This window comes from Daejeonella sp., assembly GCF_044342615.1.
In the GTDB taxonomy this organism is placed as follows: Bacteria; Bacteroidota; Bacteroidia; order Sphingobacteriales; family Sphingobacteriaceae; genus Daejeonella.
The window spans coordinates 1-12,828 of record NZ_JBIIPN010000073.1 but is presented as its reverse complement, the minus strand read 5'-3'; the positions used below and the strand labels follow the sequence as shown (position 1 = coordinate 12,828).

The 12,828-nt window shown below is 35.6% G+C and carries 11 protein-coding genes; 6 read left to right on the top strand and 5 right to left on the bottom strand.

Going from position 1 to position 12,828, the window contains the following annotated elements; genetic code table 11:
• Both ACIQ0D_RS07750 and ACIQ0D_RS07745 read right to left on the bottom strand, forming a co-directional pair.
• Window positions 1-505: radical SAM protein (locus ACIQ0D_RS07750; RefSeq protein WP_395804366.1), on the bottom strand; the 505-nt coding region annotated here is incomplete at its 3' end.
• A gap of 77 nt (window positions 506-582) precedes the next feature.
• On the bottom strand, window positions 583-1,530 hold the full coding sequence (locus ACIQ0D_RS07745; protein ID WP_395804364.1) for an EamA family transporter: 948 nt from the start codon (window positions 1,528-1,530) through the stop codon (window positions 583-585).
• A gap of 318 nt (window positions 1,531-1,848) precedes the next feature.
• Here ACIQ0D_RS07745 and ACIQ0D_RS07740 point away from each other — a divergent pair, with 318 nt between their 5' ends.
• From ACIQ0D_RS07740 to gldN, 6 genes are all read left to right on the top strand, one after another.
• A complete protein-coding gene (locus ACIQ0D_RS07740) occupies window positions 1,849-2,835 on the top strand; it encodes a DUF4271 domain-containing protein (RefSeq protein WP_395804362.1) in 987 nt (328 codons plus the stop codon).
• A 14-nt stretch (window positions 2,836-2,849) separates the two neighbouring features.
• The gene (locus ACIQ0D_RS07735; protein WP_395804360.1) at window positions 2,850-3,620 is read left to right on the top strand and encodes a uroporphyrinogen-III synthase; all 771 of its coding nucleotides are present in this window, start codon (window positions 2,850-2,852) and stop codon (window positions 3,618-3,620) included.
• A gap of 263 nt (window positions 3,621-3,883) precedes the next feature.
• Window positions 3,884-5,209: an SUMF1/EgtB/PvdO family nonheme iron enzyme gene (locus ACIQ0D_RS07730; protein WP_395804358.1), complete on the top strand. Its 1,326-nt coding sequence runs from the start codon at window positions 3,884-3,886 to the stop codon at window positions 5,207-5,209.
• 29 nt (window positions 5,210-5,238) lie between these two features.
• The gene (gene gldL / locus ACIQ0D_RS07725; protein ID WP_395804356.1) at window positions 5,239-6,033 is read left to right on the top strand and encodes a gliding motility protein GldL; all 795 of its coding nucleotides are present in this window, start codon (window positions 5,239-5,241) and stop codon (window positions 6,031-6,033) included.
• A gap of 49 nt (window positions 6,034-6,082) precedes the next feature.
• Window positions 6,083-7,618: a gliding motility protein GldM gene (gldM, locus tag ACIQ0D_RS07720; protein WP_395804354.1), complete on the top strand. Its 1,536-nt coding sequence runs from the start codon at window positions 6,083-6,085 to the stop codon at window positions 7,616-7,618.
• Window positions 7,619-7,623: 5 nt separating this feature from the next.
• Window positions 7,624-8,490, top strand: a complete 867-nt coding sequence (gene gldN, locus ACIQ0D_RS07715; protein WP_395804352.1) for a gliding motility protein GldN — start codon at window positions 7,624-7,626, stop codon at window positions 8,488-8,490.
• Between the two features lie 50 nt (window positions 8,491-8,540).
• Here gldN and uvrC read toward each other — a convergent pair whose 3' ends face one another.
• The 3 genes from uvrC to ACIQ0D_RS07700 form a co-directional block, all read right to left on the bottom strand.
• On the bottom strand, window positions 8,541-10,340 hold the full coding sequence (gene uvrC, locus ACIQ0D_RS07710; RefSeq protein WP_395804350.1) for an excinuclease ABC subunit UvrC: 1,800 nt from the start codon (window positions 10,338-10,340) through the stop codon (window positions 8,541-8,543).
• Between the two features lie 34 nt (window positions 10,341-10,374).
• Window positions 10,375-12,612, bottom strand: coding sequence for a transglycosylase domain-containing protein (locus tag ACIQ0D_RS07705; RefSeq protein ID WP_395804348.1), 2,238 nt, complete (start codon window positions 12,610-12,612; stop codon window positions 10,375-10,377).
• A 5-nt stretch (window positions 12,613-12,617) separates the two neighbouring features.
• The coding region (locus tag ACIQ0D_RS07700) for a hypothetical protein (RefSeq protein ID WP_395804346.1) at window positions 12,618-12,828 on the bottom strand (211 nt) is incomplete at its 5' end.

The window sequence follows — 12,828 nt, the reverse complement described above, 5'->3', positions numbered from 1 at the left end:
ATTTAGGATTAGTTAAAAGTGGATATCCATATATTAAATCTGCGGTAATATTTTCGAAACCTGCATCCTGGACTCTCTTAATTGAGCTTTGAGCTTCAGTGGCAGTGTGAGCGCGATTCATCCATCTTAAATCTTCTTCAAAAAAAGATTGTATTCCAATGCTAAATCGATTTATTAGCGTCTGGCGTAGTTCTTTTACTCTTTGTGGATTTAAATCATCGGGGTTAGCTTCAATGGTTATTTCGGCGTTTGATGTCACATCAAATTGATCTACGATTTCGCCAAGAAGTATTTGTAATTCATTGGCATTTAGAAGTGAAGGAGTACCTCCTCCAAAATAAATTGTTTCAATTCTTTGATTGTTTAAATAGCTCTTTCTTAAAAGTAATTCTTGCCTTAATGCTTTTAGCATTGGCTCTTTATACTGTGGTGAGGTACTAAAGTGAAAATCACAGTAGTGACAGGCTTTTTTACAGAAAGGGATATGGAGATAAATTCCGGCCATGATTCAAATCTACAATAAAAAGCTGTAGGGCTAAGCTTTTGAAAATAATTAAGCTGTGAAAAACCTTTTCAAGAATTTCAATTACCTGCTAATTTTTCTCGGCGGTATCGAGCCATATTAATAAGCAATACACTTCCAAGAATAATGATTAATCCGGCGATTTGAATCCCAGTAATTTTTTCATTCGCAAAAAATACAGCTAGAAGTACTGCTACTACCGGATTTACATAGGCATAGGTGCTCACTTGCATGGCCGTTCTAACTTGTAGCAACCATACATAGGCACTAAATCCTGCAATTGACCCCATAATTACGAGGTAAATTAGCGACATCCATGATTCAGAGGGAACATTTTGCCATTGGAAACCATCAAATTCATTACGTATGAAAATTCCGGGAATAAAGGTGATGCCAGCAGCCATCATTTGCCAGGTGCTGATAACAATGATAGATCCTTTAGCAGGTTTATATTTTGTGTAAAGTGAGCCTCCAGCCCATGCAATGGCACCTAAAAGCAGTAGAATCATACTACTCATTTTTACTGGCGTACTTTCAGGCATAGAGAATATTTTAGAAATCTGCTCGCTAAAAAGTAAAATAACTCCTGTAAGTCCGATAAGCATACCCGCAATAATAGATTTACTCCCAAAATTCTCAGTCCACTTGGGCTTATCAAGTAAAACAAACCACAAAGGAGCTGATGAAACAGTAATCGCTACCATAGCACTTGGCATACTTTGTTCAACCCAGATAATTATTCCATTGCCGAAAAAAAGCAATAAAATACCACTTATTATAGCGCGCTTAATTCCTTGGACTGCAAACAAGTTTTCACCTTTAATAAGGCACCAAGATGCCATAATTAAGCCAGCCAGAATAAATCGTAATGCTCCTAAAATGAAGGGAGGAAAACCATGAACAGCCAATTGTATGAAGAAATAAGTCGAGCCCCAAACCACATATACAATAGCAAAAGCGAGAATAACGAGTAGTGGTGAAGCGTTTTTTGATGCGGTGGCAGACATTGGGTTTATTTATAATTATCTTTAAATATTTCTTTATTTAAATAACAAGCAAGCTTGATATTTAAATCTGTTAAACAATGAAGCTGTTTTTGGTCATTTGATTGCAAAGCTATTTAAAATGAGCTAGTATTCAAGATTTAGGATCATATTTAAAATGTTAATTATGCTATAAAATTTTTGATGTTTTTTGTGGCTCGACTAATAATATTTATTCCTTATTTTTTCAAAAGCGATTTTATAAAGATATTTAGGAAACAAAAATAAAAAATCGGAAATTTGCAGAATGATTTTTATTCAGTCTTAAAGATTTTAACCATTATGATTCAGCGGGTTTTAGTTTTAATTCTGATTTCTTTTTTTGCTATTCCATCTGTTTTCGGGCAGCTTGATAACAATAAAAAACTTGTTGGAGAGCCTTCTCTTGTGCAAAACAATAGGCTTCTAGATTCTGCAAACCTAGCAAAGAGACAAGAATATCGTGATTCCATTAAAATTGTTCAAGATTCGCTTGCCATTGCTTGGATAAAGGCGCCTGACCCCAACCGACCAAATCTTTTCTTAGATAGTCTTATAAATCTTTATAAAGTTGAAAATCTTGATTTTAAGGCATGGCTTGCAAAATTCCCCGAAAAAACCACAAGATACGAAGAGGGAAGCCTGAGGCAATTTAGAGAATCATGGATTATTTTAGTGGTTTTATTTCTGGTTTTATTTTATTCATTAGTTCGATTCTTTTTCCCAACAGAGGTTAATACCATTAGCCACGCTTTTTATAGTAATCAAGTGCTCGGTAAATTAAACAAAGAAGATACTTTATTTAATTCTTGGCCTTTTGTGTTTTTATACCTTTTATTCGGGTTAATTCTTGGCCTATATCTTTATTTATCTGCTAAATATTTTGGAATATCTTATTCTGTTGAAGGTTTTAATTTGTTTTTATACTTATCAGCAACAGTAATTACATTGTTTACTCTTAAGATAATAGTCCTAAAAATCGTAGGTTTTTTATTCGATTCGTCTCGATTAGTGCGAGATTATGTGTCGGTTTTGTACTTAAGTTACTTCAATGCAGCGATTTTATTTCTCCCAATTGTTATTGCTTTTAGTCTCACTTCCTATCGCTTTTCTGTCATTTACAGCTATATAGGGGTTATTTTGCTCTTATTGATTTTCGCCCTTCAGTTTCTTCGGGTGGCCGAAAATATTTTATCGAATTACAAGTTTCCTAAAGTTTATTTAATTATTTACCTTTGTGCCCTCGAATTCTGTCCTTTAATAATCTTATTTAAAGCACTTGGGTATTGAGACCCATTAAAAATATGCAAGAAACTTCAACTGAGAAACCAAGGAAAGTAAAAAGTATCTTGGTTACATTGCCAAAGCCTGATACTGAAAAGTCTCCATATTTTGAATTGGCGAAAAAGTACAATCTAAAAATTGATTTTAGATCTTTTATTCATGTAGAGGGAGTTCCCGCGAAAGAGTTTAGAAAAGAAAAAATTAATTTGGCTGATTTCACGGCGGTTATTTTCACTAGTAAAAACGCAGCAGATCATTTTTTTAGGATATGTGAAGAGATGCGCTATGACGTTCCTGCCGACCTAAAATACTTTTGTATTTCAGAGACGATTGCTTTGTATCTTCAGAAGTATATCCAGTATCGAAAAAGAAAGATTTTCGTTGGGAAGCAAACTGCCGCCGATTTGGCTGAGATTTTAAAAAAGCACAGTGCAGAGAAGTTTCTTTACCCATGTTCTGATGTTGCAGCCGAAGAAACGCAGAAATTCCTAAGTGAAAATGGCTATGATTTCAAAGCTGCTGTATTGTTTCATACTGTTTGTAGCGATTTGTCGGATTTGGCTGAAGTATTCTACGATGTTATCGCATTTTTTAGTCCGAGTAGCATCAATTCACTATTTATTAATTTTCCTGATTTTAAGCAAAACTATACTCGTATAGCCGCTTTCGGGGCAAGTACGCATAAGGCAGTACTTGAACATGATTTAATATTGAATATTCCAGCACCAACGCCAGAGGCGCCTAGTATGACCATGGCATTGGAGCAATATATAAAGCTTGTAAATAAGTAATTACAATTTTTATCTAAAAAGAAAAAAGAAATAAATAATTGCAACTTTTTGTTGCATTTTTACGTAAAATTGAAATATTTAAACAATTAATAATAGATACGATAATTTTCCGTTATTAGAAAAATAATTCCTTTTAAGCTATTGTTTAATTTGAGTTATTTATTTTGTGGGGTCTAGATTATTGTTAACGTAATATTGTAAAATGATTTTTACTATATTCGAATTTATTTTGTTGTGGTTATACAAAAAAGGAATCATTTAAGATGAGAAAAATATACTTTATCGCTCTTGCAGCTTTGTACATTTTAGGCACTAGCTGTGGTAAAGGTGGTGGCAATGGTGAATTGATTGGAGTATCAACCAAGAAATTTAAGAATACTGAGGTCCCTTATGGCATGGTTTATATTCCTGCTGGGACTTTTATCATGGGTCAGACCGATCAAGATGTTACTTTTGCTCAAATTTCACAAAACAAGCAGGTTACCGTTCCAGCTTTTTACATGGATGAAACTGAGATTACAAACAATGAGTATCGTCAGTTTGTGAATTGGGTTCGCGATTCTATTGCAGTAACCGATTATCTTCAAGATGAACAATTTTTCCTAAAGCCTAAAGGTCAATCAGATCCTAATAGTACTGCTAAAAAGTATATTAATTGGAAAAAAGTTGGCAATGGTAGTTCAATTTGGGGAGGCAAAAAGAGTAAAAGTGCTGCAGCTAATAGTAATAAATTGCAAGGCATGTACTATCAGGGTGATGATCGGATTTTTGATCGCAATGAAGTTGATGTGAGATTGATTAAATATAATTTTGCCATCATGCAATATAGGGATGCTGCAAATAATAGAGGTAACAAAAATACTAAGCGTTCCGATTTTATTCTTAGAGATACAGTAGGTATTTATCCTGATTCACTTGTTTGGCTTGCAGATTTCGCCTACACGCAAAATGAGCCAATGGTACAAGGTTATTTTTCACATCCTGCATTTAAAAATTATCCTGTAGTTGGCGTAAATTGGCGCCAGGCACGTGCTTTTTCTGTTTGGAGAACCAGACTTAATGAGACATATAAAGAAAGCCGCCGACTTCCTAAAAGAGCAGATTACGAACTTCCAACAGAGGCTGAATTTGAATATGCTGCTAGAGGCGGGCGTATTGGAACAAGTTATCCTTGGGGTGGTCCTTATATCAGAAATGCGAAAGGCTGCTTGATGGCAAACTTTAAACCTGGTCGTGGTAATTATATTGATGATGGTGGTCCGTTTACAGTTCATGTTAAGGCATATTATCCAAATGATTATGGACTTTATAATATGGCTGGGAACGTAGCAGAATGGACTTCCTCTGCTTTTGATGAATCTTCATCTACTTTTACGCATGACATGAATCCAAACTTCACTTATGAGGCTAAAGCTGGAGATCCTGAAGTTTTAAAACGAAAAGCTGTTCGTGGTGGATCTTGGAAAGATATTGGTTATTTCCTTCAAAATTCAGCAAGAAGCTTTGAATACCAAGATACAGCGAAATCATATATTGGATTCCGTAACGTAAGTAAATATCTTGGACGCGATATTAAAGACAAATTATAAAACAAAATACTCATTTCTATCATATTCTTATGGCACAAAAGAAAAAATTCAAAATTGGCATGAACTCCCTGATTTCATGGGGAGCAACAGTTGTAATTGTTGGTTTGATGTTTAAAATCCTTCACTGGAAGGGTGGTGAATACATGATTGCCATAGGTTTGATAACTGAGGCTCTTTTGTTCTTTTACATGGGTTTTCAACCAGATCATGTGGAACCAGATTGGACTAAAGTTTATCCTGAACTGGATGAAGAATTTAAAGGTGAAGTAGCTCGTCCAAGAGCTGGAGGTTCGAATTCTTCCACTGCAGCTTTAGACAATATGTTAAGTGAAGCAAAGATTGGTCCTGAACTTATTGAAAGCCTTGGTGCAGGGTTACGTAATTTCGGTGATAAGGTATCAGCAATTTCAGGTATTGCAGATACTGCGAGTGCTACAACTGAATTGGCTACAAAAATAAAAGCCGCAACTTCAAACTTTGATAATCTTGGGCAAGCATTTGATCGTGCAACATCAAGCTTAAAAGATTTAGGTGAATCAAACTTGGATACAAAAGCCTACCATGATCAAGTAAATGCTCTAGCTAAAAATATTTCTGCATTAAATGCGGTTTATGAGTTAGAATTGCAAGAATCAAGCAATCATTTAAAAACAATGAACAACTTTTATCAGAATCTTTCTTCAACCATGCAAAACTTTAATGAGTCGATGGAAGATTCAAAACAGTTTAAAGATGAAGTTGGTAAATTAGCTAAGAACTTATCTTCCTTAAATGCTGTTTATGGAAATATGTTGTCGGCAATGAATCAAGCCGCTAGATCTTAATTGTTTTTTTATAGATATTACAAAACTTTAATTTTTTAAATAAAATTACATGGCTGGAGGTAAGGAAACCCCAAGGCAGAAAATGATTGGAATACTTTACCTGGTTTTACTTGGTTTAGTAGCACTTAATGTTAGTGATTCAATTTTAGATGCCTTTAAAAATTTAACGAATAGCTTGAATGCCTCAACAGAGAATGTTCAAAGTGGTGTTGATGCAACTTATGCTTCATTTGAAGCCACTAAACTCAAGGATGAGCCTGTTCGTGCTAGACCTATTTATGATAAAGCTAAATTGGCGAGTTCATATACCAAAGAGCTTGAAGCTTATGTAGCTGAATTGAAAAAACTTTTTGAGCAAGAAGGTGGAGGTATTAATCAAGAAACTGGAGATGTTTCCAAAAGAGACAATTTAGATATTTCTTCTCGTTTAATGATTAATGAGAATCGTGCCGCTGAGCTTAAGAAAAGAATAAACGATACTAGAAGTAAGTTATTAAATCTACTCGATGAGAAAGAGCGTAAAAATGTTAATTTTTCTCTTGAAGCAAAAGACCCTATTTCAACTGGTGTAGCAATTAGTAAAACTTGGGAACAAGCAAACTTCGGAAATGGTATCCCACTTACAGCTGCTATCACTGCATTAGCTAAGATTCAGGCAGATGTTAAAAATGCTGAGGCTGAAATGGTGAAACGTATTCTTGGTAAAATGGATGTAGCTGTGGTTAATTTGGATCAATTTTCAGCTGTTGCCGTTGCGCCTACTTCTTATTTGATTTTAGGTCAACCTTATACTGCTGAGGTATTCCTTACTGCATCCGATTCAAAATCAAGTCCTGAAGTTAATGTTGGCGGATCTTCACTTCAAGTTAAAGATGGCAAAGGGATGTACAGTGTTAATACTTCTAAGGAGGGTGTTTTCACCTGGACTGGTACGGTACGTGTTAAACAAACGGATGGCTCAATCAAAACTTATACTACGGCAGAACAAAAATATCAAGTTGCTCGTCCTTCAGTAGTGGTTTCACCAGATAAAATGAATGTATTTTATGTGGGTGTTCCAAATCCTGTATCTGTTTCAGCGCCTGGAATACCTAAAGAAAGTTTGTCTGTAAATATTAGTGGTGGTACTATTGCTGGATCAAACGGTAAGTACGAAGTAAACGTTACTAGTCCAGGAGCTGTGGTTAAGGTAAATGTATCAGCAAATATTAATGGAAAAGTTCAAACCATAGGATCGAGTGATTTCCGTGTAAAACGTATTCCTGACCCTAAAGCGAAATTTGCTGGTAAAACGGGTGGTCCGCTTAGTTCGGTGGTTATTAAAGGCCAAGATGCAATTTTTGCTATCCTTGATCAGTTTGACTTTGATGCAAAGTTTAAAGTCACCAGATTTAGTTTGGCAATTGCCAGACCACGTGCTGATTTACTTGTACTTCAAGCCTCAGGGAATAGCTTTAGTCCGCAAATGCGCGCCGCTATAGCTACTGTAACTCCTGGTACTCGTGTAATTTTTGATGATATTGTTGCTGTTGGTCCGGATGGATCTTCAAGACAACTTGATCCAATGGTCTTTAAAGCAAATTAATTGGTATGAAAAATATATTTTTAGCTTTCATTTTGATATCTAGTGCGCTAGTTGTAAATGCTCAAGCACCTAACTTAAATAATAGCACCAAACCTAAGGCAACAGAAAGACCGATAGATGGATACTATAAAAGAGCTAATATTGAGAATGCAAGAGTTACACCCTATGCTAATTTAAGGGAATCGGATGTGATGTTTAGTAAGCGTGTATGGAGAGAAATTGATGTTCGCGATAAAGTAAACACAATTTTTGCATCTCCTAAATCAAGATTGATTACTATTCTTACCGATGCCATTGAGGCTGGTGAGCTTACTGCTTATGATCCAAGTTATAGAAAAGAAGATGTAAATGGCGACGAATTCTCCACAGTACTAAGTGCAAAAGATGCGATGGCAAAATTTGCTGATAGCGTGTTTGTACCAACTTTTGATCAAGATGGAAATCAAATTGGTGGAAATATGAAAGCCGGTGTGTTCAATCCTGATAGTATTGTGAAATTCAGAATTAAAGAGGATTGGATTTTTGATAAGCAACGTTCTGTTTTTGAGCCTAGAATTATTGGAATTGCACCAATTGTAAAAATTAGCAAAGCTGGTCAAGTTTCTGATGAGCAACCTGCTTTTTGGGTTTATTTTCCTGAGGCGCGTCATCTCTTGGTCACCAAAGCTGCTGTTAATCGTACCAATGATATGTCAGGATTAAGCTATGACGATATTTTTATGAAGCGTATTTTTTCAAGTTATATAGTTAAAGAATCTAATCCTGATGATTTACGATTTAAGGATTATGCTATTGGCATTGATAAACTATATGAATCTGAGCGCGTGAAGAAAGCTTTAATGGACTTTGAACACGATCTTTGGTCCTACTAAAAAGAAAGAAAAAAATGTAATAAAGCCGATAGAATTATTTTCTATCGGCTTTATTGTTTAAAATACTCGAGAATTGCTTGAGTCAGATTTTTATTCAATACTTCTAGCAATTGAGCTTCTGTTGCTTCTTTTATCTTTTTAACCGATTTAAAATGCCTCAGGAGCTTCTCGGCTGTTGTTCGGCCAATTCCAGGTACACTTTCAAGTTCGGTTGCTAGAGTGGCTTTATTTCGTTTCTTTCTGTGGAATGTAATACCAAATCGGTGAGCTTCATCTCTTAATTGTTGTATGATTTTTAAGCTTTCTGATTTTTTATCAAGATATAAAGGATATTGATCGCCTGGGTAATAAATTTCTTCCAAGCGCTTAGCAATTCCAATTATGGTAACTTCTTTCTCAATTCCTAAGCGCTTAAGACTCTTTATAGCTGAAGATAATTGCCCCTTTCCACCGTCAATAACGATTAATTGAGGTAAAGATTCTCCTTCTTCTAATAACCTGCTGTATCTTCTGAAAACAGCCTCCTCCATCGTTGCAAAATCATCGGGCCCGACTACTGTTTTTACGTTAAAATGCCTATAATCCTTCTTTGATGGCTTTGCATCACGAAATACAACTATTGCAGATACTGGAAAATCACCTTGAAAGTTTGAATTATCAAAGCATTCTATATGTCTTGGTAATTGGTTTAAACGTAAATCCTTCATCATTAAATTAAGCAAGCGCTCCGTTCTAAATTCAGGATTGAGTTTTTCGTATTGATTTAATTTTTCACGCTTGAAGAATAGTACATTTTTTTCAGATAATTCCAGCAATTTTTTCTTCTCCCCTAATTTGGGAATTGTAAATTTAATACCCTTGTCGGGCAGGTCAATTTCAAATGGCACTATAATTTCTTTTGATTCGCTGTTAAATCGATCTCTAAATTCGGTAATTGCCAAGCTTAACAATTCCTCATCAGTTTCATCTAACCTCTTTTTCATCTCCAGAGTTTGTGTTTGAATAACGGTGCCATTCATCACTTTCAAGAAATTAACAAAGGCATGTTTTTCGTCGGTAGCAATGCTGAAAACATCCACATCCGTGATAGATGAGTTTACGATAGTTGATTTACTCTGATACTGATCTAGTGAATCATATTTTAATTTTAAGCGGTGTGCAAGTTCAAAATTCAGCTCTGCTACAGATTCATCTAGCTGTTTTTTTAGTCTTTTTATAACTGTTCCAGTTTTCCCACTTAGAATATCCTTTATTTCTGCAATACTTTGATTATAGTCATCTTCTTCTTGATATGCCTGGCATGGTCCTTTGCAATTCCCTATTTGATATTCAAGGCATACTCTAAATTTGCCTGCATTTATGTTTTCGTGGCTGAGTGGCAGACTGCATGTTCTTAAAGGATAAATCTCTTTGATCATGCCAAGAATGGTATGCATCATGCTAACGGAGGCATAAGGACCAAAATATGTTGAGCCGTCTTTTATAATCTTTCTTGTCCAGAAAATACGCGGAAATTTTTCATTTTTAATGATAATCCACGGGTAGGTCTTATCGTCTTTTAATAGGATATTGTATTTAGGCTTGTACTTTTTAATTAGGCTATTTTCTAATAGCCAAGCATCAATTTCCGTATCAACGATGGTAAAGGTTATTTTTTTAACCTTGCCGACTAATATCCTAGTTTTGGCATTTAGTCGGAAATTATCTTTATTAAAATAAGAAGAAACCCTGTTTTTGAGATTTTTAGCCTTCCCAATATAGATTAATTCTTCCGCATCCGACCAAAACTGATATACTCCAGGTTTTTGGGGTATATTTTTAAGGTCGGATCGGTAATCAAATTCTTTCATTTTTTGGGATAACTAATAAGACTTGCTTTAAATGTTAAAATCCAAGTCTCTTATCCTGTTCACTTTCACCATTTTGCTTTTGTGAATAAGTGCTGCAATCAATAATTGTTGTGATGCCTCCTTTAGGAAGTGGGAAATCGCCCTTAGTGTATTTTAATGAAGGGTCGGCATAAACCTTTTGCATGTACAATGCAAATATTGGTAGGGCGGTATTTGCACCCTCACCAAAATTAGTAGAGGTAAAGTGAATTGCTCTATCTTCGGCGCCAGTCCATACTCCTGTAACTAATTCAGGTGTTATTCCCATAAACCAACCGTCCGAATTGTTTTGTGTAGTACCAGTTTTACCTCCAATTGGATTAGTTAGATTGTACTTCCATCCTAATCTTGCGCCTGTGCCTTCTTTTACTACAGCCTTGAGCATATCCGTCATTACATAGGCTGTTTGTTCATCCAATACAACTTTTACCCTTGGCTTACGTTCGTAGATAACATTTCCATTTTTGTCTTCAATGCGTAAAAGATAAATTGGTTCGGTCCATACACCGTGGTTTACAAATACAGAATAAGCTCCTACCATGTCATGGACAGAGGCATCGAAAGAGCCTAAACAAATAGATGGGACTGCTGGCACATCACTAGTAATTCCCATGTTTTTTGTTAACGTTGCTACCGCAGTTGCGCCAACTTGTTTCATCATGTAGGCAGTAACATAATTTTGTGAATTTGCTAATGCCTTTTTTAAGCTAATCGATCCGGGTATAGGTTTATAAGCTTTTGGTGTCCAAATGGTGCCATCGCCAGCATCAATCCCAACAGGCTCGTTAGCAACTGAATAACAAGGAGAGTATCCTCCGTTTCCAATAGCAACTGCATAAGTAAATGGTTTGGCAGTTGATCCTACTTGGCGGGTTCCCATTTTTACTTGATCATACTTGAAGTGAGTATAGTTTGTACCACCAACCCATGCACGAATATAACCTGTTTGTGGCTCCATTGACATCATAGCATTACGTAACATCAATTTATAATATTTGATTGAGTCAAGTGGTCGCATTAAGGTATCAATCTCACCTCTCCAACTGAAAATAGTCATTTCAGTAGGTGTTTTAAAGTTTTTAATAATGTCCTCTTCCGTAAGGCCTTCTGCTTTTAGCTGCTGATATCGATCTGAACGACGCATGCCCTGATCAATAAGACTTTTAGCTTCCTGAAAATTAAAAGGATCGCGGCCTTTCCAAGAATTATTAAATTGTACTTGTAAGGTTTTCAAGTATTCTCTTTGCGCGTCTTCAGCATACTTTTGCATGCGCGAGTTAATTGTTGTATAAATCTTTAAACCATCTTTATCAAGGTCGTAGGGTGTGCCATCTGCCTTGTAAATTGAGTTTTCTTCTAAGGTTTGTTGAATATCTTTCTTCAGCACTGCCCTAAAGTAGGGTGCAGAACCTTCATTATGATCTGAAGGATTAAATAGAAGTTTTAATGGAATTTTTTTGAGTCGTTCTTCTTCTTCTTCGCTAATGTAATTTGCCTTAGCCATATTCTCAATAACCGTGTTCCTTCTTAAAAAGGCACGTTCAGGATTACGATTAGGATTATAAAGAGAGGGTCCCTTAAGCATTCCAATCAAAATAGCTGCCTGTTCAGGTTTTAGTTTGTCGGGAGTGGTACTAAAATAGGTTCTTGCAGCAGATTTTATCCCAAATGTATTGTAAGACCCAAAATCTACTGTGTTCAAATACATGGTAATAATCTCTTCCTTAGTATATTGACGCTCTAGTTTCACTGCTACAATTAGCTCTTGAGATTTTTGAATTAAGCGCTTTGCAAAATTTTTCGAACGTCCTTCCTTCGAAAATAGATTTAAGGCAAGCTGCTGTGTAATTGTACTTGCTCCTTGTCTTTTCCCCACAAGATTGTAGAAAATAACGGAGAAAGTTCGCTTGAAATCAATTCCCGAATGGCCATAAAAACGAATATCTTCGGTAGCAATGAGCGCATTAATAACATTAGGAGAAATTTCATCATATCGAACATTTGATCTGTTTTGCACATAATAAGTGCCTAAAACCACATTGTCGTCAGCAATAACTTCTGATGCTTGATTGCTTTTCGGATTCTCTAGCGTTTTTAAATCGGGAAGCTTACCAAAAAGCCCTAAACCGATACTGAATATTAGGATTGCTCCAAACGCAATTATTCCAATGATCCATTTCCAAAATAGGATGGTATATTGACTTAATTCACGTTGCGTTAAGGGGGTATTCATGTTTCTTATTGATTAAAATTCTTTTTGTAAAAGGTTACATAACGCTCAAGTATTCCTAAATCAGTGATTTTTTCAAGGTTTTTACCGCTGATTAGGAACGTACTGTATTTTGTAGCGGGTATTTTCATAATCTCTTTAACAAGAGGATTTATCTGATCAAAATATGTTTGGGCAGCATCTTTGCTATTTAGGGGCCCGACAAATATTAATTGATTT